This window comes from Chitinophaga sp. 9-1-y (genome assembly GCF_059511905.2).
Genome location: NZ_CM197955.1, coordinates 732,462 through 754,864 on the forward strand (window position 1 = coordinate 732,462; position 22,403 = coordinate 754,864).

Here is a 22,403-nt window from a genome sequence, read left to right on the forward strand (position 1 = left end):
CACGTATGAACTCAACCAGAATTATTCGCTTGCGAATATTGATGCTATGGGGTACTATTTTAACTTTAACCCTTAGCAAAAACACTTTTGCACAAACTGCGAAGGTGAGTGGTACCATTACCAGTCTGATCACATCGCTCCCGGTTTCGGCTGCGTCAGTCACGGTAAAAGGTTCCCATACTTCCACAATTGCAGATGAAGCAGGAAGGTTTACTATTACGGCATCCACCGGTGATGTACTTGTTATTTCTTCGGTAGGTTTTATCCCTAAAGAAGTGAAAGTAACTTCTAATGAATTGAAAATTCAATTGCAGGATGCAGAAAGTCAATTGGAAAATGTGGTGGTGATTGGATATGGAGTACAGAAGAAAAAGCTTGTCACCGGCGCCAATGTGCAGGTGAAAGGCGCTGATATTCAGAAACAAAATACCACCAACGCACTGCAGGCATTACAGGGACAGGCTCCAGGTGTACAAATTACTACTTACTCCGGACAACCCGGCGCCGGTATGAATGTGATTATTCGTGGTAAAGGTACCATAGGTAATTTTTCCCCGCTGTATATTGTGGATGGTGTTCAAACCAGTGATATTTCTTACCTGAACCCGGCAGACATTGCGTCAATAGATATCCTGAAAGATGCAGCTTCCGCTGCTATTTACGGCTCTCAGGCAGCAAATGGCGTTATACTGGTTACTACCAGAACAGGAAAAGTGAATCAGAAGCCACAGGTAACCCTCGATGCTTTCTATGGTACGCAGAACGTAGCACGTAAAGCAAAGTTGCTGAACGCAAAAGAGTATGCTACCATTATCAATGAAGCAGCTACCAATTCCGGTAAGGCGCCCTACTTCAGCAACGACGTAGTCAACAACCTGCCGGTAAATACCAACTGGATGGATCAGATGTTCAAAAGTAACGTCCCCACTCAAAACTATGTACTGGGCGTACAGGGAGGAGGAGCTAATTCTACTTATTCCATGTCTCTTGGATATACCAGCCAGGGTGGTATTGTTGGCGGCTCCGATATTTCTTATTTCGACCGTTACAATTTCAGAATAAATTCTGAACATAATTTATATGAGAATATTGTTAAGATAGGAGAACATCTTACGTTCAATTATCAGAACAGTCATGGTATTTTGGTAGATGGGCAATACAACAATACTTTACGCAGCGCCTTTGGCGTCAGTCCTTTCCTGCCGATGTATGACTCTGCTGGTAATTATTTCAGCAGCGACAAAAAAGGCTGGTATCCGGGAAAGCCTGACCAGTCCTGGAATAATGGAGAAGCCAATCCCTATGCCGTTATGGATTATACCACGAGGAACCGGAACAGTAGCCAGGGTTTGTTTGGCGATGTGTATATACAGGTGGAACCCATTAAAGGGCTAAAGTTCCGGTCAAGCCTCGGTTTAAATTATTATTCAAACCAAAGTCATGGCTATACACCGGTGTATCACCTGTCTATCTATTCTTTTAATGACACGGCCAAGGTGACGCAGTCTATGGGTAATGGACGGACTATCCAGTTTGATAATTTACTCAGTTATGATTTCAATGTGCACGCAGATCATCATTTCAGCGTAATGGCAGGTAGTTCTGCGCTGAAACAGCAAACGGTGGCCATGAACGGCAGTAACTGGGATCTGCGTATTGCCGATATGCAGCATGCTTACTTATCTGTTGCCCAGAATGTGAACAGGGGAGCACCTTATATGAGCGTTGGCGGAGGCCCCACCGAAAGTGCTTTGATGTCTTACTTCGGAAGGCTTCAATATGATTTCCAGGAGAAGTATTTATTGAATATCACTTTCAGAGGAGATGGATCATCGAGATTTGCACCAGATAAGCGCTGGGGATATTTCCCTTCGGTATCAGCAGGATGGGTAGTTTCCAGGGAGAACTTTATGCAGGGAGTGCATTGGCTTGATTTCCTCAAGGTACGTGGTAGCTGGGGACAAGTAGGTAATCAGAATGTAGATGCTTACCAGTTTTTATCCCCTATCAGTTTTGCCAATGCCAGTTATATATTCGGACCTGTTGAAGGGGTAAATACACAGGGAGCTTTCCCAAGCCGTATTGCCAATCCTAATGTAAAATGGGAAACTTCGGAACAGACCAATATCGGCTTTGACGCTACGGTGTTACAGCGTCTGAATGTGACTTTCGACTATTACGTTAAAAAAACGAAAGACTGGTTGATCAGAGTCCCCATCCTGGCTACAGCCGGAGCAGATGCACCACTTATTAATGGCGGTGATGTAAAAAATACAGGCGTTGAACTGGGGCTTAGCTATAGCAACAGTATTGGTAAAGATTTTAATTACTCCATTGGGGTAAATGGCGCGTATAACAGAAACAGGATAGGAAACATACCAACCAACGATCATATCATTCATGGAAGCACCAATTCGCTGTATGCCAATGCAGGCGAGTTTTACCGGGCAGCAAACGGAGAACCTGTTGGCTACTTCTGGGGATATAAAACAGCCGGCCTTTTCCAGACAGCAGAGGATGTACAGGCTTATAAAGGTAAAACGGGCGCGCCTATTCAGCCTAATGCAAAACCTGGAGATGTTCGTTATGTTGACTTAAATGGCGACGGTGTTATTGACGCTGCTGACAAAACAAAGATCGGAGATCCTAATCCTGATTTTACCTTTGGTTTTAACATCACCCTGGGCTGGAAAGGTTTTGATTTCTCCGTACAGGCATCCGGTGTATCAGGTAATCAACTGGTGCAGTCATGGAGAAGCCCCGGTGGTTTTGCCAACTACTCCACTGAGATCCTCGATCGCTGGCATGGCGCAGGCACATCCAATAGAATTCCGAGAGTAACAGAAGATGGTGTCAACTGGGCCCAGTTCTCCGACCTGTACGTTTACGACGGCAAATTTCTTCGTATCAACAATATTACTTTAGGCTATGATTTTGCCCGCCTGGCGAAGAAAAGTTACCTGGGCAAAGTGAGAGTATATGCCTCTGTACAAAATGCTTTCATCTTCACCAAATATAAAGGCATGGACCCTGAGGTAGGGTACAATGAAGGCTTTTCATCCGGTGTGGATGTAGGGTATTATCCACGGCCGAGAACTTTTTTGGTAGGCGCAAACATCCGTTTTTAATTTAAAATGAATTGGCGATGAAAAACTTAAAATCTTATATACTGGTTGCAGCCCTGCTATCATTGGCAGCCTGTAAGAAAAGCTTTCTGGATACAGAAGATGTAACTTCTGCTACAGAACAGAATTTTTATAAAACACCAAATGACGCCTGGAAAGCACAGGTGGGTGTTTATGATGGATTACAGCGGATTTGGTCTGGTGGGTTTGCTCTGCCGGTGGCCGCTACTATTATGTCTGATGAAGCGTTTGGTGGTGGAGGCAATGCCGATGGATTTGGCATTCAGATGATGGATGAATTTGACAAGCTCCGTTCTCCTTCAGATCAGGATTTGTTTGGTGATTCGTGGAGCCTTTATTATAAAGCGATTTACCGGGCCAACATGTTGTTGTCGCACCTGGATGGGGTGAATTGGGGCGGGAATCCCGGTTTGCGTAACACCTACGAAGCGGAAACAAGATTTATCCGTGCCTATTGCTACTTTGATATGGTAAGGTTATGGGGGAATGTTCCGTTAATTACTAAGCCTACTACTGATAATGTGCCACAGGCTAATCCGGATGATGTTTATAAGCTGATTAGCGATGATCTGAAGTTTGCTGTTGCTAATCTGGCGGCTACCAGTTATGGCAGCCAGGATCCGTCCACCCGTGGACGGGTAACCAAATGGGCTGCTGAGGCATTGCTGGGTCGCGTATTCCTTTACTACACCGGTTATTATAACAAACCAGACCTGGTAGGAGCGGTATCAAAAGCACAGGCCCTGGCTTACCTGGAAGATGTTATTACTAATGGTGGCTTTGGTTTGGTCGACAAATTTGCCAACTTATGGCCGGCCGCTTCGCTGAATAATTATGTCGGCGAGGATAATAAAGAAACGGTATTTGCCATCAAATATACCTATACCAGTGACTGGAATGGAAATGTGGATGGAAACACCTGGATGGTAATGTATGGCATCCGGATTCAAAGTATTTATCCTTATGGAATGGGCTGGGGAGCTGCAACAGTGAGCCCAAAGCTCTGGGATGCCTTTGCCCCGAACGATACCCGCAGAAGCGCTTCTATTATTTCCATAAACGATGAGAAACTCAATTTTCAGAATATAAAAGATCAGAGAGAATATACCGGCTACACGATTAAAAAATATAGCCCTATGGCAGATGAAGCCGGGAGAAGTTTGGCAGAAAAGATGGGAGGTACAAGCTTTATGATCAGTCAGTTCCAGGACTATGTGTCTATTCGTTATGCAGATGTATTGTTAATGGCAGCTGAATTAGGCGCCGGGAATGCACAGAAATATTTTGATGATGTTCGTAAAAGAGCATTGGGCGCCGCTTTTGTTCAGGTTCCGGTAAATCAGGCAAATATTATGAACGAAAGAAAACTGGAATTCGCAGCAGAAGGGATCCGCTACTGGGATTTGCTTCGCCAGGGAATAAATGTGGCTGCCGCAGCTATTGCTGAATCAACAACCGTTCAAAATGGAGGTGTAAATACCACTAAAACTATTCTGGCATCCAAAGTGGTGGAGACAAAAGGCCTGGTACAAGTACCCAACACGCAAATTACGTTGTCTAACAATGTATTGAAACAAAATGCAGGATGGTAAGCTACTTGTCTTTTCTTTTAATTTAAATCATCCATTCTAATAATATAATCAGGAAAGCCGGGTGGAAGGAATTTGTAGCTGTTGGATGAATGCAAACACCGTGTTCCCGGCTTTCCTGATTTTCGGTGACAGGACATTATTTTATAAAAGGTTATTCCTTTAATTACGTAGCGTATTATGAATCCTGGAAAGGGGCAAATGGGGAAGTAAATATTCAGACTGAAAACTATTCCGGCTCGCCTTCAGCCTCAGGGTTGCAAGGCATTATGTAATAATATCAGGGTAGTGAAGATTAAATAGTCTTAGTAAATTTTAACCCAATTAATTGTATATGAAAATTAACAGAGGTTATACAATTGTTAGCCTGCTCGTTTTTGCAGTTACAGCTGCTTATTGTAGTAAGAAAAGTGCTGCTGCACCAGATCTGTCAGTATCTTCATCGGAAATCATTTTCGAGTCAGAAGGGGGCAACGTCGACATTGCTGTTACCAGTAACGTCGACTGGAATATGAGTAATCCTACTTCTGGCTGGTTGCAGATAAGTCAGGCAGCAGGTGGGAGTGGAAAGGTGATTGTTCATGTAAGCGCCATATCCAATTCTACGGGTGCAAGCCGGTCAGCAGTGTTAATAATTAACGCCGGAAGCAGCCAGGTACGCAGGGTTAACATAAAGCAGGCCAGTAGCTTATATCCGGGTTACAATATATCACCCGCGCCGGCAGATGCGAGCGGCATGGGAAGCAATGCTGTGCAACTCGCTGCCAAATTCAAACTTGGCTGGAATATCGGGAATACTTTAGAAGCTATTGGCGGGGAAACCGCCTGGGGAAATCCTTTGATCACTGAAAGCTATATCAAGGCTGTAAAGCAGCAGGGATTTAATGCGATCCGGCTCCCCTGTGCCTGGGATCAGTTTTCAGATAAGGCTACTGCTAAGATCCAGGATGACTGGCTTAACCGCGTAAAACAAGTGGTGCAATACTGCGTAAATAACGATATGTACGTTTTACTGAATATTCACTGGGACGGCGGCTGGCTGGAGAATAATATCACTAAAGCTAAACAGGATTCCGTCAATGCAAAACAAAAAGCATTCTGGGAACAAATTGCTACCCGCATGCGCGACTTTGATGAGCACCTGATGTTTGCCAGCGCTAACGAACCCGCCGTAGAAAATCAGGAACAAATGGAGGTGCTGGCCAGCTATCATCAAACCTTCGTCAAGGCAGTACGGTCTACCGGCGGTCGTAACAACTACCGCGTATTGGTAGTACAGGGACCGTCAACGAATATTGAAAAAAGTAGTGACTGGATGAATACACTTCCTGAGGATAAAGTGAAAGACCGTATGATGGTAGAGGTGCATTATTACTCTCCTCCCCAGTTTTGTATCCTGATGGATGGCGACGCATCCTGGGGCAAAATGTTTTATTACTGGGGCGCCGGCCATCATTCCACCATTGAGCCGGAACGAAATGCCACCTGGGGCGAGGAAAGCGACGTAGACAAGTCCTTCCGCCTGGTGAAAACCAAATTTACCGATAAACAAATCCCGGTGATATTAGGCGAATATGGCACTTACCGGCGCGATAACAGCAGGTATGTACCTAAAGATCTGGCAACTCACAACGATGCAGTGGATTACTGGCTGACCTATGTAACCAGACAGGCAATTGCCAATGGCGCTAAACCCTTCTATTGGGATACCGGCGGAGCGCTTGACAGGCGTAATAATACCGTGCGTGACCAACGCACAATGGATGCACTCAGAGCTGGCGGTAATTAACAATTCAGTACAAACATGGTAAATATGAAATTTTCGATTGGCTTTTTCTTCTTTTTTTCTTTTTATGCGTTGTCATCGTTTGCCCAAAAGGTAACCGTGCAATCGCCGGATCAACGGATAAAGATTGCTTTATTATCTGCAAAGGATAATGGTGCAGGAGGATGGTATCTCAAAGCATTTTACAACAACCAGGGAAAGATGGTGGAAGTGATTCCGCGTATTGATATCGGACTGGTACGCAGCGATCAGGAATTTTCAAAGGAACTGAAGTTCATTAACGCAGGCAAATCCCGGGAGATCCATGAACAATACACCTTGCTGCATGGAAAGAGATCGGTTTGTACCAATAACGGAAATGAAGTCATTGTTTCTTTTGAAAATCCTTCCAAAGCCAAAATGAATGTTGTTATCAGGGCTTACAACGATGGTATTGCTTTCCGGTATGAGTTCCCCGAAAAATCAGGAACATTTGTAGTAAAGGATGAACTGACTGCTTATGCTATTCCCAATGAAACAAGCCGTTGGATGGAAAAGTGGAATACACCCAATGAAGAATTTTATACTTCCATGAGCGACAGCAGCATTCAAAAACAGCAATGGGGCTACCCGGCGCTTTTTAAATTAAAAGATAATTCCTGCTGGTTCCTGTTACATGAAGCCGATGTAACAGGAACCTATTGTGGTACTAAACTCAGTAACACAAACGATGAATCAATTTATAAATTGACCTTCCCCGATCAGCGGGACGGAAAAGGGCTGGGAGCCTCGCAGCCAACTATCACGCTGCCCTGGCAATCTCCCTGGCGCGTAATCATGGCAGGTTCGCTTGCGGATGTGGTGGCATCTACATTAACAGACGATGTTGCCTCCCCATCTGTTGTACAGCATACCGACTGGATTAAACCTGGCATTGCTTCCTGGAATTATTGGTCCCATAATCATGGTACCATGGATTATAAAGTGGTATGTGAGTTTGCTGACCTGGCCGCTGAAATGAACTGGCCTTATACCTTGCTCGACTGGGAATGGGATGCTATGAGTAATGGAGGAAACCTGGAAGATGCCCTTCAATACATTCATTCAAAAGGTGTGAAGCCATTGATGTGGTACAATTCGGGAGGCCCTCATACAGATGTAGGCGCGACACCCCGGGACAGGATGTTGACGCATGAAAAACGAGTGGAAGAATTTACAAAATTGAAGAAATTGGGTGTAAAAGGGATAAAAGTTGATTTTTTTGAAAGCGAGAAGCAGGATATGATCAAATATTATCTCGATATACTTAAAGATGCTGCTGAATTTGAAATAATGGTTTACTTCCACGGTTGCCTGGTACCGAGAGGCTGGGCAAGAACCTATCCGAACCTGATGACGTACGAAGCCGTACGTGGAGCGGAGTGGTATAACTATGATCCCAATTCGACATTGGCTATGCCGTCACACAATGCCATTCTGCCTTTTACTCGTAATGTAGTTGGGTCAATGGATTATACACCAGTTACTTTTACCAATTCCCAATATCCACATGTCACCTCATATGGGCACGAACTGGCGCTGAGTGTTGTATTTGAATCCGGCATTCAGCATTTTGCGGACCGCCCGGAGGGCTATCGCCAATTACCAGATGCCGCCAAAGCATTCATACGGGAAGTGCCGGCTGCATGGGATGATACACGGCTACTGGCTGGTTATCCAAGTAAAGATGTGATGCTGGCGCGTCGTAAGAACAATACATGGTTTATTGGTGGCATTAATGCTGAAATGCATGAAAAGAAAGAGAAGATCAGTTTCAGTTTTTTACCGGAAGGAATTAAGTATACACTGACATTAATTAGTGATGGAAAACACGACAAAGCATTTACTATAAAATATTTAGTGGTCGATAAATCCAGCACAGTAGAAGTTGATGTGCTTCGCCGTGGTGGATTTGTGGCGGCAGCTAAACCAATATTATAAGAATGGTGATGAAGTCACCCACTGCCGTTACATTTCCATTTATCAGGTACGGATGTTATATTTAACTCCCCAACGTATTAAACGCGATTATGAAAAAACTTCTTCTTTACGGCCTTGTGCTGCTGTTGCCTGCGGTACTTCAGGCCGCCATCAGGTTACCGGCACTCGTGGGCAACAACATGGTGCTACAACAAAATGACAGTGTAACTATCTGGGGATGGGCAAGCCCTTCAGAAAAGATTACGGTATTTACGGGCTGGGATAACAAAACAGCGACCGTCACCACCAGTGGAGATGCGAAGTGGGCTTTAAAAGTACATACACCTGCAGCAGGAGGACCGTATGAAATAAGACTGAAAGGATCCAATGAGATTGTACTGAAAAATATCCTGGTCGGCGAGGTATGGCTATGCTCAGGGCAGTCCAACATGGAATACAGCTACTATAACGGTATCCGGCAGATAGCAGCCGAATTGCCTGTTTGCAGTAACAATAACATCAGGTTCTTTAACATACCCAAAACTACCGCGCCATATCCCCAGGACGATTGTCCGGGAAGCTGGGAAGTATGCGACAGCAATAGCCTGAAGCCCTTCAGTGCAGTGGGATACTTTTTCGGAGCACGACTTCAGAAATCGTTGGGAGTACCTGTTGGACTGATCAATGCCAGTTGGGGAGGAACACCAGCAGAAGTATGGGCGCCGGAGCATCTTGTAGCCGATCAACAGCAACTCTCTGCAGCCGCTGCGAAGCTGGCCCCGGCCGCCTGGTGGCCGCATAAACCAGGTTATGCCTACAATGCGATGATAGCTCCTCTTATCCATTTTAACATAAAGGGAGTTATCTGGTACCAGGGAGAAGCCAATGTGAACACCGCCGATACTTACACGCCATTGTTCACCGGCATGATACAGGCATGGCGTGAGGCGTGGCATAAGCCGCTGCCCTTTTACTATGTTCAGATAGCACCATTTACCTACGAAAAGGAATATCAGGCTGCACTCCTTCGGGAGGCGCAGGCACGCAGCAGCGTCCTTCCTGGAACCGGTATGGTTGTAGTATCTGACATTACAGAAAATGTGAAAGATATTCACCCACAGGATAAGAGAACAGTTGGTAACAGGCTGGCCGCCTGGGCCCTGGGGGAGAACTATGACAAAACAGGGTTTACCTGGAAAAGTCCGGTATTCAAAGAAATGAGCATCAGCAAAAATAAAGCAGTGCTCCGTTTCGTCAACGTTCCTACCTCTCTCCGGATTAATGGTAAAGCACCAGTTGCGCTATATATAGCCGGAGCGGATCATGTTTTCTATGAAGCATCCGCAAAGGTGGAAAAAGATGCATTGATCGTTTGGAGTAAAAACGTAGAGAAACCACAATCGATAAGATACGGTTTCTCCAACGCTGCTATCGGTAATATTTTTTCTTCTGAAGGCTTGCCTGTTGGTGCTTTCCGTACTGATAGCTGGCCAGTTGCACAGTAAATGAAAATAGAAATTGGGAAAAGCTGAAAGCTTGTTTTCAAAGTCGGGGTGAAGAAGAGAGCGATACATATTCTTATCAGATTAGATGTAGTATTAAAAGAGTTATGCTATGGGATCTCTTCAGGATAGATATATGTTTGGCTGGAAAAGGGTGATCATTTTAAATGAACAAGAGATGAAGATATTGATACGCTGGTAATTTGAAGAGACAAAGAAGACTCCTGGTACAAATTAAGCAGAGTGAATTTAAAAAAGCTGGATGAAGTTGAAGTGAACCCAAAAGTTTAGACAGCTTTTTTGATTAAGCGGCTTGAGTTCGGTATTGTACTGGGCTCAAGCCGTTAAGTTTTTGTTTGATTCTGTCGTTATTGTAATAGTGAATATAATTGACAATATTCTTTTTAAGCGTTTCGATTGATGTAAATTTTTTCAGATGGAACATTTCAGATTTCAGAATGGCGAAGAAGCTTTCCATAGCTGCATTATCCAGGCAATTGCCTCTTCTTGACATGCTTTGCCTTATTCTTCTTTTTCGCAGCCTTTGTTGATACCCTTTCATTTGATATTGCCATCCTTGATCAGAATGGAGGATCGGTCTGGATTTTTCAGGCAACTTTTTTAGCGCCATTTCAAGCATATCCATAGTCTGATGGAACGTTGCCCGTTTCGATAGGGTGTAGCTGATTATCTCACCATTGTAAAGGTCCATAATTGGCGATAAATACAACTTTTTACCTGACACACTGAACTCCGTTACATCGGTCACCCACTTTTGATTAGGCTTCCGGGCGTTAAAATCTCTATTCAGCAGATTCCGGGCAATTTTTCCTTGCTGCCCTTTATAAGATTTGTACTTCTTCCTTCTAACAAGGCTTTTTAGACCGCACTCTTTCATTAGTCTGGCAACACGTTTATGGTTGATTTGCATCCCACTGCTCTTTAGAGCATCCGTTATTCGGCGATAACCATATCTACCCTTATGTTGACGATAAATAGCTATTATTGACGTTTTAACGTGATTATCCTTATCAGGTTGTACCGATTTTTTCAAGTAATAGTAAAAAGTACTCCGTGCCATCCCCGCTACTTTTAGCAATATTTCCTGATCGTAGGACCGCCTTAATTCCTGGATGGCTTTTGCTGCCTGGCTTGTGCTTTGGCAGCTTTTTCCTGCTGAATTAAGGCGTCTAACTTTTTTAAAAATGCAAGCTCTGTGCGCAAATACTCGTTCTCTGCCTGCAAGGCAGCAAGCTTTTCCGCTTCGGGGTTAGACGCTATTCTAGTGGTCTTTTTTTTCTTATTAGGCATTGCTGACTTTTTTCTACCTCTGTTTTCCATCAGTAAACCGCCTACTCCCTGGCTTTCATATATCTTTAACCAACGGCCTACTACACTGTCGTTAGCAATACCAAAGAGTGCTGATGTCTGCAATAAAGATAGGTGCTTTTTTAGCATATATTTTATAACCCGAACTTTAAATTCGCCCTCATAGCTGCCAGAGCGAAGCAACAACCCCTTCTTCCCAAACTGATTGTAAAGATTTACCCAGCGCTGAATACTCTTGTCGTTTCCTCCAATTTTACGTGCTGCAGAAGCCAGAGAATCCTTACCAGAGATCACCGACTGTACTGCACATATTTTTTGTTGATAACTGTATTTGATTCTTTTATTCATAAAAAATGCCCCCTAAAAGTGTCTAACTTTTAGGGGGCACTTCAAGTCATCCAGCTTTTTTTATGTCTTATTTTCAAAAACAAGTATACTTAACCTGTTTTTTCTTGCCAACAAAACCATATTTGATGATGAATTCAGAAAATTATGGAAAGCAAGAGTATGAAAATTGGACAGATGCAAGGACCGGTGTTATTTCCTGTTGAGAGGGAACATTTCCAACAGATTCTTCGGATGTTAATCCGCGAAGGGGCTATTAAAATAGTACAGCAATTCAAAATGTTGAATATAACTTTTGTCGGCTTCAAGAATACATTCCAGGTATTGAATCGGGCTGTCGAGTTTAAAACCAACACCCCGCAGTTTTAAGTCCCTCCAGATACTTAAAACCATTATAAGGTGGGAATTATTCGTCGCAGATAAATAAGGAATTCTTAATGCCTGCCTCTGAGCGGCAACATTCGCTTTTCTTCGTCGTTGTCATGTGCTTTGAGCGTTCCAAATTTCCAACTGAAGGTAATGTGAAGGTTCCGGTTAAAATATTGGCTTGATGTGGTACTCCGGAAGCTTGGCGCAGTAGCGTTCATGTGCTGCAGGAGGCTTCTGTGGAAGAGGTTGGATGCGCCGACCATAATACAAGCCTTTTTATTCATAAATTCTTTCTGGGCAGTGAAGCTATACGACCAGGCAGATGAATTTCGGCCCTGGAGAGTTATAAAACCATTACTATAGTCGCCTGAGGCCTGCAGTGTGAAATCGTTTGGTAGCGTATAGGAGAGGTTCAGGTTTAGCGAATAAAATCCTGCGTTGTTTTTGACTTGTAAAGCATTGCTGCTGAACCATACCTGGTACAATTCCAGACCACCATTAATCGTGAGATCGCCAAGTTCCATGGCAGCATTTAAATTTGCGCCCAACCGTTTGTTTGAGGCGATGTTACTGGGAGATGTTCTGGAAATACCAGTGCTGTCGACGGTTGTCAGCATTTCAATCGCATTGCTGTTGGCACTGAAATAGATGCTGTTAACGAGAGATAGCCCTGATGTAGCATTGTAGGTATGCCCTAATTCCCATGTTCTGGTAATTTCCGGACGCAGTGATGCATTGCCCGATGTAAGGTTGCGCGGATCGCTGGCATTTATGAAGGGATTTAGATCCCATATCCAGGGACGCCTTATACGTTGGGTGTAGGCAAATTTTAAGTCATGTTGTTCATTGAGGTTTTTGGACAGCAATATGCTGGGAACCAGGCTGGAAAAAGTAGATCGGAAAGTTGAAGATAATCGTTGGAAGTCGCTTCCGAGTTTGGTCCCCTCGTATCTTAAGCCGGCCCGGATTGTCCATTTGTTCCTGGTTTCAATTTTCACGCTTGCATATGCTGCATAAATATTTTGAAAGTACTTCATCTCATCTGTCCTGGAAGGAATTTCAGTAAGGTCGTCGCTGCCGGGTTTCTTTTCATTATTCCACGCGCCATAGAAGTTTATGGCGTTCATTCTGCTGAATTTAATACCTGTTTCAAATATACTTTTACCGGAACGGTTCAATGGATGCGCATAGTCTGCCTGCATGTTCAGCTCCCAGGACTTGCTGTTATTGGGTCCTATTTCGAGAAAGTAGGGTTCGCCCGCTAATGTAAACTGCCGAGTGGTGTAGCTTGAGCGATCGTTGCTGAAGCTCACAGAGCCCAGTGTCTGCAGTTCCTGGCCTTTCCGGCGGAACCGCTTTTGATAAACAGTAGAAAATTCATAGTATCCGGAGCGATTGGCTTCGTTGCTCTTCTGATTGTAGGCAGAAGTGCCTTTGGCATCCTGGTAAAAATTGTAAAGTGAATTGTTGGAAGGCCAGACGCCGTTCCAGAATGTCAGGGTAGAATTGATTTTTTGGAGGGAATCAATCCGGTAAGTAAGGCCCAGGTCCCCGAAAATGCCACGATCATATTTGGTATTGTCGCTTTTTTGAAGCAGCTCTCCAATAGGCTGCCCATTCAACAGGGAGGTTCGGTTGAGTACGGAAGTTATTCTTTCCCGCTGATTGCTTGCATTCACGTTTAGGTTTAATTCTGTTTTGCCCTTCACATTGCTGAGGGAGGCACTGGCAGATTGTTCCAAGTTGCCGCCACTGAGTGTGAATTCGCCGCTGGAGCCACTGATCTTTTTTTTCGTTATAATATTGATGATGCCAGCGGCACCTTCTGCTTCGTATTTTGCCGAAGGCGAAGTAATAACTTCAATGGATGCAATGCTGTTTGCCGGTATGATTCTTAGTGCCTCCTTAAGATTTTTAGCAAGGAAGCCAGATGGAAGGCCATTTAACAGGACTTTTATGTTAGCATCTCCCCGCATTTTTACCTCCCCGCTGGGGCTAACCGTCAGCATTGGCACCTTTTTCAATAAATCTGCTGCGGAACCGGCCTTATTACTGATATCCGCGGTGGCATTATATACAAGCTTGTCGCCCCTGGTAACTATGAGTTTCTTCTTTCTGGTAACTGTAATGCCCTTCAGCGTATCGTTCCTGTTGATGATGGTACTGTCGGTTGTAGGTACAGCCGGTTGTTGTGCCTGAAGACGGATACTTAAAACGGTCAGGATAATAATTGAAAATCTTAACAGAATTGATGGAGACATGTTTCAAAATTGATATGTCTGCAAAAAAACGTCCCCTTGATCCGGGAAGAAAATGTAAATGACCAAATTGGCAAAAAAACTGATAAACGAAGTTTATCATCCCATTTTGAAATTTATATATTTATGTTAGACCTTTCTTTAATTAAACTTAGCGTAGATGAAGAGTAAGACGAATTGGTACCGAAGCCGTCTTTTTCAGGAAGTGGTGATATTTTTGGCGATGTTTGTGCTGACGATGCTGCACGAATGGATCAGGTTAGATACCTTCATGGCGTTCTTGCAGGGCCTGACATTTTTCGTTGTACTATATGTACAGGCACAACTCAATCTTCAGTTTATTTTTCCATTACTGCTGGCCAGGAGGTATGCCTGGTGCATTTTGAGTTTTATAGCATCCACGCTGCTGGGTGCATTGCTGTTGCTGGCATTGGACTACTACTGGATTTCGCCGCAGTTATATCAGGAGGCCGACATGTCTATACTTATGAGTATTGTGTATCACTTTGTACTATGCATAATCAGTACAGGCACAATTCTTTCTATGTTCCTGTTGCGCCGGTACTCGAACGAGTTACAGAAAAGGAGTGAGGTGCAGCTTAAGCTCAATGAAATGAATTTAAAGTATCTGCACGCCCAATTGAACCCGCATTTCTTTTTCAATATGCTTAATAACCTCTATGGAGTTAGCCTTACTGAGCCAGGCCGTGCGTCTGATCTGATTCTGAAACTTTCGGAACTGATGCGCTATCAGCTGGAGAGTGGCAGCAGGCCAGCGGTTCCTATCCGGGAGGAGTTGAAGTTTATTGATAACTATGTAGCAATGGAACGGGAGCGTATCGGCAAAAGATGCGAAATTCATTGTAGTTTTCCGGAAATTGATACGATGCCTGCCGGTTGTAGGGTAGCCCCTCTGATCCTGATCAACCTTGTGGAGAATGCCTTTAAGCACAGTATGACCATCAGCCGCAAGTGGTTCGTCGATATTAGCATTCAGTTTCTCAATAATACGCTGGTGGTGGAGGTAAGGAATTCTTTGCCCGACGCAGTTCTAATGCAAAAATCTACTGGCCTCGGGTTGATCAATATCAGGGAACGCCTGGAAATGTTGTACCAATACCAGTATAGTTTGGTTTGCACAACTGGAGAACAGGAATACCATGCGATGCTTAAACTCAAATTAAATGCAACTGAACATGGCTGATGCTTTAAAGTGTATCATAGTAGATGATGAAGAAGGAGCCCACCTGGTGCTGAAACAGTACATAGGCCAGTTTCCATACCTTGAACTTACCGGTGCTTTCTATACGGCTATGGAGGCGATGGCGCACATTTACAAAGACCGGGTAGATTTGATTTTCCTTGATATCAATATGCCGGGACTCAGCGGCCTGGAGATGTTGGAAACCTTGTCGGATCCACCATTGGTAATTTTAACCACTGCTTACCGGGAGTACGCGTTGGAAGGATATAAGTATCGTGTAGCGGACTACCTGGTAAAGCCTTTTAATCTGCAACGCTTCATGGTAGCTATTGATACCGTCATTTCCAGAATCCGCCCGAAACCTGTAACCTCAGCATTGAACACCGTTCTGGGGGCAATGGCAGGTAGCCTGATGCTGAAGGTGGAAGGTGAGATCATTAAAGTTCCATATGATGATATAATTTATATCCGTAGTTGGGGAAACTATATAAAAGTATTCACCCGGCAATCCGTGTATTTAAGCCCCGTTACAACTACGGAGATAGAACAAAAGGTGGATAAAACGCGGTTTGTAAGAATTCATAAATCATATATAGTTGCCTTTAGCCATATCAGTAAAATATCAGGTGGACAGGTACAACTCAGCACCGGCGTATTCTTGCCCGTAGGCAGCACCTTTAAAAGGAACCTCCTTGATTATTTTCAATAGGCCGCCGGATAAGCAGCTTCAACTGTAGCTGCTTATCCGGCCCAGCCATCTATCTCCGACGTTTCCACAGATACCCCACAAAAAAGTTGAATTGCTGGTTATAAATTTTCCACTGATTTTGTATTCTTGGATCCTCTATAACCGGCATGAATCCCCGCTGATAAGCAGCTCCAATGTTCAATCCGCATCGCATTTCATACCTCAATTGCATTGTTATGCCGGCATCCATTTTATACCGAAACCCACCAGGTGTAGTAGGAGACCCATAGATATTTTTTCCATTTTCCAGGCTGCTGTTTAACAATCCGGCAATATAAGGTCCTGCAGATAGTCTGAAGTTTCCAAAATAGAATGTAGGAGTAATAGGAGCGATGATCAGGTAAGTGCTTCTGAAAGCGCCGGATATAATATTGCCGTTGCTGCTATCGGTCAGGTGAATTGTTACTGGATTTTGCCCTATGGTAATTTCGGACTGCAATCCCAGGTATTTACTGAATCTCGTCTGGACCTCGATGCCAGCCATTATTCCAGTTAATGGCTTCATGTAACCATTAGCTGAGAGTCGGGGAAGGTCTCTGCCGTACAAGGAGCCGCTGGAAATTCCGGCTTTAATCCCAAAAGACACATTCCTGTAACTGCCGCTATCCCTTTGTGCAAACAGTGGCAGACATACCCCCAGGTAAAATATAATGACGAATATATATTTCATATGGTTTGTTTATAAGATGATATCCCAAATCCCGGCCGATCTTTCCACTTCTACCAATGCGGCGGCATACCCATTCATTGCTTCGTAATAACTTTGCTTAAGGACGTTATAGGTACGCTGTGCATTCAATACTTCCAATAAATTGATTTCACCAGAACGGTAACTGTATATTTTTCCCTCCAAAGCTTTCCGGGCCTCCTCCAATAGTCCTGAATGAAACTGGTCTACCTGTTTGCGGGCGGAGAGATAGTTGTAGTAGCTGGTGGAGACTTCCGTTTGTACTTGCAGAACCGCCTGTTGATAGCGTGCTGTCACCTGCGAAGCGTTATATTGAGCCGACATTAACTCCGCCCTTGGCCGCCCGGAGAACTTCAGGGGAATGCTTATGCCGGCGGAAACCACATTGGTAGAAGGCGTAGGAGCTACAATGTTTGTAGCTCCTGAGTTTTGCGCTACGCCTAAGGTTAGTCCCAGGTCAGGCAGCCGATTCGCCTGGGCGAGCTTAACGAGATTGCCGGCTACTTCTTTTTCCTTACCGGCAGCCAGAATATCCGCCCGGTTGTTCACCGCAGTCATTATCAGCTCCTTCAGGTTGAATTCCCTGTCAAAGTTGATTTTGGCTATAATGGGAGCGTAGAGGGTATCTGACGATTTTCCCATCAGCATGGTTAGTTGTAGTAATGCCGCTTTGTGACTGGCCTCACTTTTATAAACAGTATTCAACATGTTGCCAGCTTCAAGTTTACTTTGGCGCGCGTCCACAGCTTTGATTTCTCCATGAAGGAAACGAAGACTGTCTGCCCTTGCAAATTGTGCCATGCTGAGATATGACTCTTTGATAACATCTAACAGGTTTCGCTGCAGGATGGCTTGCAGAAAGGCCAGGGTAGCGTCTGCCCGAAGATTGCGATAATAGTTTTCTAACTGCAGATTAGTTAGCTCTAATTGGCTTAAGGCAACTGTGCTCCGGGCCTGCCGCTTATTTCCAAGTTCAAGTAGCCAGTTCAAAGAGGTGCTGAACCCATATCCCATTTTCATTCTTTTCTGTCCATTGTCTACCCAACCAAATGACAGCGTTGGGTCAGGGTACGTTTTTGCAGCAGCTACGCGTGCTGAGGCCTGGCTGACATTGAACCGCTCAGCCACGTAAGCCATATTGTTATTTGTCACACCCGATAAGAAATTGTTATAGGTCAGTGAGTCCTTCGTTTGAGCACTTATTGTGATTGCCGATAGCAGTAGTATCAGCATTAAGCTCCATCTTATAACCATCATTCACATGTTTTTTGGTAATCCGCTGCTCCCCACTGACGTTCGCAGAGGTAATACAATGCAGGTAAAACAAATAAGGTAATTATTGTTGCGGCCAGTAGTCCATAGACTACTACAGTAGCCAATGGCCGCTGAACATCTGAACCAATGCCGGTGGCGAGTGATGCGGGCAGTAAGCCCAGAATGGCTACTGTAGCCGTCATTAAAATGGGCCTGAACCTGTTAGCAGCCCCTGCTATCACTGCTTCCAGCAAATTGGCGCCCTGTGTTCGCAGTTCATTAAAGTTGGAAATCATGATTACTCCATTCTGAATAGCTACTCCGAACAGTGCGATAAATCCCACTGCAGACGAAACATTAAGCGTCATACCCCGAACATTGAGTGCCAGCATGCCACCAAATAGCGCCAGGGGAACAGTGCTTAATATGAGGCCAGCCTGACGAAAGCGGCCAAATGCACCATACAGCAGAAAGAACATAAATAACAATGTTATGGGCACCACCACTGCCAGCTTCGCGTAGGCACGTTTTTGATTCTCAAATTGTCCACCCCATACAATCTGGTATTTCCCATGGTCATAATGTATATCTCTCTCAATTGTACTTCTGGCTTTATCCATAAATGATGAAAGGTCTGCATTCCGTAAATTTAATTTTACTGTCAGGTGCCGTTTGTTCATTTCCCTTGTGATGGTGCCTTCGCCGGTGGTTGTGCTGATCGATGCTACTTGTGAAAGCGGTATTCTTGCGCCGGTTGGCGTGGTCAGTATGAGGTTGGCAATTTTTTCAGGCGTATTTCTGCTTTCCTCCTTATACCGGCAGGTAATATCATAAACTTTATTACCGGCGAATAGCTGGGAAACGGATTTTCCACCAATGGCAACTTCGATCAGCTCTGATACATTGTTTACGTTCAGGCCGTATTGCGCTAAGGCGGCTCTGTCAATTTTTATTTGTAACTGTGGTAGGGGAGGTTCCTGGTCGATCGATAGATCTACAGCTCCCTGAATCTTCTGTAAGGTTTCCAGTACCTGTTTGGCGATCCGCCTGGTTTCTACAAAATCATCGCCGTAAATTTTAACCACCAGTTCACTGTGGGCGCCTGATATCCTGTCCATCACGTTATCGATCATTGGTTGACTGAAACCTACTGTGTAACCGGGCATGGATGCGTAGTCGGAGGTTAGTTCTTCGATTAAATCCGCTTTTGTCTTTCCCTTAGGCCAATCTTTGTATGGTTTAAGACCAATGGAACATTCAAAATGGGAGGCCGACCAGGGATCTGTTCCATCATCATTTCTGCCGGCATGCACCATCATATAGGTGATCTCCCTATGTTGCATCGTTACACTACGTAAGGAGTCGCTCATCTCCTTTGATTTCTTTAGCGAAATGCCCGCAGGTAGTTGTACTTGCAGCCAGATTGAGCCTTCATCCAGTGAAGGAAGAAAATCTTTTCCTACAGTTGCACAAAGTATACCGGCACTTATTAACACAAGGCCAAGCGGATACAGTACTCTTTGTGGGGTACGCATAATTTTTTTGATACAAACCAGGTATTTTTCCGATAATTTTTCCAGCCATTTGTTGTGATATAATTTTTGCGGCTTGCGGTAAACAATGTAAGCCAACCCTGGTATTAACACCATCGCGACAATCAAGGCGCCCAATAAAGCATAGCTTACCGTAAATGCCATCGGTGTAAATAGCTTGCGTTCCACTCTTTCAAACGCAAATAGAGGTAGATATGCTGTGATAATAATGATGGTGGCAAATAATACCGGTTTACCAACGAGGGCGGCCCGCTGGGCTATCGTAAGTTCTTCCAGTGGTGCTTTCTCATTTTCTTCCCGCTTTTTCAATATGGTTTCCATCATTACAATCGCCCCATCAACAATAATCCCGAAATCGATAGCACCGAGCGAAAGGAGATTAGCAGGAATGTTGGTAAAATACATTAGTATAAAAGCGATCAGCAATGAAAGAGGAATCGTAATAGCAACAATCATTGCGCCACGCCAGCTGCCCAGAAATACAATCAACACAACAATTACCAGCATCATCCCTTCTATCAGCGTGTGTGAAACGGTGCTTAATGTTGTATTCACGAGGTCCGTTCTGTCCATGTAGGGCCTTATTCTGACGCCTTCCGGCAGTAGGCTGTTATTAAGGTCGTCAATCGCTCTATGTACGCCCTGGAGTACCAAAGAAGGGTTCTGCCCCTTGAGTAATTGTACAACACCTTCGATACTTTCGTCGTAATCAACTTTCCGATCTGTAAAGCCAAGAATACTTTTTCGCTCCAGGTTGCCATATTTTAGGTCTCCAACGTCTTTTAACAGGATAGGAACTCCATTACCTGTTTTAATAACCAAATCGCCCAATCCCTCCAGCGTTTTTACCAACCCGATTCCGCGGATGACATAACCAAGATCTCCCTGGTTGAGAATACTACCGCCGGCATTGGCGTTGTTGTTATTAATGGCAGCCTGAATATCAGAAAGCGTCAACTGGTATTGTTCCAGCTTCGCAGGGTCCAGTTCTACCTGGTACTGGGTGGTAATGCCTCCGAAATTGGTTACATTGGTCACTCCCGCTTCCTGTTTTAATCGAGGTACAATTACCCAGTTTTGCAGGTCAGTAAGTTCACGCAGGTCGTGTCCTTTACTTTCGATTACATACCTATAAATTTCACCGATAGGTGACGTAAGCGGGTCCATTCCTGGTTTGGCATTGTAAGGAAGGGTTAGTGAATTCAATCGCTCGGTGATACGTTGCCGTGCCCAGTAATCTTCGTAGCCGTCCTGGAATACAACGGTTACGATGGATAGACCGAAAGTGCTTTTACTGCGCATGACACTCAAGCCCGGGAGCCCGTTTAATACCCTTTCTACCGGGATCGTTATTTGTTGCTCAATTTCCTCCGCTGCCAATCCAGGCACTTGTGTGATAATCTGGGCACTTACGTCTGCTATATCAGGATATGCTTCGATAGACAGTTGTTTCCATGAATAATATCCAAACAACGCCAGTAGTAGGAAAAAGCCAACCAGTAACCATCTTTTTTTGATGGTTATAAAAATCAAGTTCTTCATGTTGTTCTTAGATTTGTGCGAAATGCTATCTGGCGTCTAACAGGTAGTAGGCGCCATCACTGATGATAGTATCGTTTTTTGAAAGTCCCGATCTTACAACTATTTTGTTGTTTTGGAGTCCATTTGTTTTTACAATCTGCCGGACATACCTATTGGCTGAAATCTGCCGGAATACAAAAGCACTATTACTTTGTTGCAGTACAGATTGTGGCTTCACCAGTACAGCAGGCTGTGGCGTGCCTTCGAAATTAACATTTACAAACATACCGGGCTTGAGCAGGTGGTCCGGATTTTCGCATTCTATTAATACCTCCACGCTACGTGAACTTTCTTCCATCAATTCATTGACATGGAAGATTTTTCCATTTATGGTTTTACCCGGCAATCCAGTGACGGTAATCCGGGATTGGATTAGCTGAGCAACGGCACTTATGTCTTTTTCCTTGATATGTCCGGCTACCCAGACTTTCGATAATTCGGCCACTGCTGCAACACTGGCGCCATCGCTTTTTATCATTTGTCCTACCACTACTTTATTCTCTACTACCTCACCTGTAATAGGGGCATAAATGACCAAAGGTTGTCCGAGTACCAGTTTGTCGGGATCTGTCTTGTATAACCGGATGCTTAATTTGGCGCTTTCAAACTCTTTTTTTTCTACATCGTAACTCATCTGCGCCTCTTCCAGTTCCTTCTGAATTCCTACTCCATTAGCAACCAGGTTACGTTGACGAAACAATTTTTTTTCCGCCAGTGCCAATTGCTCTTTTGCCTGGAAAAATGCTTTTTGTGCGGTAATGAAATCGGGCGAATTCATTTCGAACAGTGGAGTGGATGGAGTTACCTTCATTCCTAGTTTTAAGTACGCCGCAGTGATCCTTCCTGAACAGGTTGCTGCTATTTCAGCATATTGATTAGGAATCAGTTTTACCTGGCCTACCGCAGGCAATTGCTGGGTTAGTAACTGTGTGATAAGCGTATCTGTATGCAGTTTTTTTGCCAGGGCAGATTGTGGATTTACAATCACGGTATCTCCATGTAATTCGCAACTGAAAACAGTTTTCGGAGCAGTTACCTGACTGCAGGATGCCAGCAATAATGTACTGTAAATAAGCGTTTGTATTTGTTTCATTGTACCAATGTTATCAGTCA

The 22,403-nt window shown here is 44.3% G+C and carries 14 protein-coding genes; 7 read left to right on the top strand and 7 right to left on the bottom strand.

Annotation, left to right across the window (positions count from 1 at the left end; all coding sequences use genetic code 11):
* Positions 1 to 5: 5 nt before the first annotated feature.
* From AC5ZC7_RS02955 to AC5ZC7_RS02975, 5 genes are all read left to right on the top strand, one after another.
* Positions 6 to 3,128, top strand: a complete 3,123-nt coding sequence (locus AC5ZC7_RS02955) for a SusC/RagA family TonB-linked outer membrane protein (RefSeq protein ID WP_496159650.1) — start codon at positions 6 to 8, stop codon at positions 3,126 to 3,128.
* A gap of 17 nt (positions 3,129 to 3,145) precedes the next feature.
* Entirely contained in the window at positions 3,146 to 4,738 is a 1,593-nt protein-coding gene (locus AC5ZC7_RS02960; RefSeq protein ID WP_496159649.1) for a RagB/SusD family nutrient uptake outer membrane protein, read from the top strand.
* Positions 4,739 to 5,069: 331 nt separating this feature from the next.
* On the top strand, positions 5,070 to 6,524 hold the full coding sequence (locus tag AC5ZC7_RS02965) for a cellulase family glycosylhydrolase (protein WP_496159648.1): 1,455 nt from the start codon (positions 5,070 to 5,072) through the stop codon (positions 6,522 to 6,524).
* 24 nt (positions 6,525 to 6,548) lie between these two features.
* The gene (locus tag AC5ZC7_RS02970; RefSeq protein WP_496159647.1) at positions 6,549 to 8,480 is read left to right on the top strand and encodes a glycoside hydrolase family 97 N-terminal domain-containing protein; all 1,932 of its coding nucleotides are present in this window, start codon (positions 6,549 to 6,551) and stop codon (positions 8,478 to 8,480) included.
* Positions 8,481 to 8,569: 89 nt separating this feature from the next.
* A complete protein-coding gene (locus AC5ZC7_RS02975) occupies positions 8,570 to 9,964 on the top strand; it encodes a sialate O-acetylesterase (protein WP_496159646.1) in 1,395 nt (464 codons plus the stop codon).
* Between the two features lie 301 nt (positions 9,965 to 10,265).
* Here the strand turns inward: AC5ZC7_RS02975 and AC5ZC7_RS02980 are convergent, their stop codons facing one another.
* From AC5ZC7_RS02980 to AC5ZC7_RS02990, 3 genes are all read right to left on the bottom strand, one after another.
* A complete protein-coding gene (locus AC5ZC7_RS02980) occupies positions 10,266 to 11,168 on the bottom strand; it encodes an IS3 family transposase (protein WP_496163136.1) in 903 nt (300 codons plus the stop codon).
* Positions 11,084 to 11,638, bottom strand: a complete 555-nt coding sequence (locus AC5ZC7_RS02985; protein ID WP_496163135.1) for a helix-turn-helix domain-containing protein — start codon at positions 11,636 to 11,638, stop codon at positions 11,084 to 11,086. Before AC5ZC7_RS02985 ends, AC5ZC7_RS02980 begins: the two co-directional genes overlap by 85 nt.
* A gap of 431 nt (positions 11,639 to 12,069) precedes the next feature.
* A complete protein-coding gene (locus tag AC5ZC7_RS02990) occupies positions 12,070 to 14,265 on the bottom strand; it encodes a TonB-dependent receptor domain-containing protein (RefSeq protein WP_496163049.1) in 2,196 nt (731 codons plus the stop codon).
* Between the two features lie 157 nt (positions 14,266 to 14,422).
* On the opposite strand from AC5ZC7_RS02990, the gene AC5ZC7_RS02995 reads away from it, so the two are divergent.
* Both AC5ZC7_RS02995 and AC5ZC7_RS03000 read left to right on the top strand, forming a co-directional pair.
* Positions 14,423 to 15,466, top strand: coding sequence for a histidine kinase (locus tag AC5ZC7_RS02995; RefSeq protein ID WP_496163050.1), 1,044 nt, complete (start codon positions 14,423 to 14,425; stop codon positions 15,464 to 15,466).
* Positions 15,459 to 16,175 carry a response regulator gene (locus AC5ZC7_RS03000; RefSeq protein WP_496163051.1) on the top strand — a complete coding sequence of 239 codons (717 nt, stop codon included), beginning with the start codon at positions 15,459 to 15,461 and terminating at the stop codon, positions 16,173 to 16,175. Before AC5ZC7_RS02995 ends, AC5ZC7_RS03000 begins: the two co-directional genes overlap by 8 nt.
* Before the next feature lie 49 nt (positions 16,176 to 16,224).
* Here the strand turns inward: AC5ZC7_RS03000 and AC5ZC7_RS03005 are convergent, their stop codons facing one another.
* Genes AC5ZC7_RS03005 through AC5ZC7_RS03020 form a run of 4 tightly spaced genes read right to left on the bottom strand, consistent with a single transcriptional unit; the run spans position 16,225 to position 22,383 of the window.
* Positions 16,225 to 16,884 carry an outer membrane beta-barrel protein gene (locus AC5ZC7_RS03005; protein ID WP_496163052.1) on the bottom strand — a complete coding sequence of 220 codons (660 nt, stop codon included), beginning with the start codon at positions 16,882 to 16,884 and terminating at the stop codon, positions 16,225 to 16,227.
* Between the two features lie 9 nt (positions 16,885 to 16,893).
* A complete protein-coding gene (locus AC5ZC7_RS03010) occupies positions 16,894 to 18,159 on the bottom strand; it encodes a TolC family protein (RefSeq protein WP_496163053.1) in 1,266 nt (421 codons plus the stop codon).
* A complete protein-coding gene (locus AC5ZC7_RS03015) occupies positions 18,156 to 21,251 on the bottom strand; it encodes a CusA/CzcA family heavy metal efflux RND transporter (protein ID WP_496163054.1) in 3,096 nt (1,031 codons plus the stop codon). Before AC5ZC7_RS03015 ends, AC5ZC7_RS03010 begins: the two co-directional genes overlap by 4 nt.
* Before the next feature lie 25 nt (positions 21,252 to 21,276).
* On the bottom strand, positions 21,277 to 22,383 hold the full coding sequence (locus AC5ZC7_RS03020) for an efflux RND transporter periplasmic adaptor subunit (RefSeq protein WP_496163055.1): 1,107 nt from the start codon (positions 22,381 to 22,383) through the stop codon (positions 21,277 to 21,279).
* Between the last annotated feature and the right edge of the window lie 20 nt (positions 22,384 to 22,403).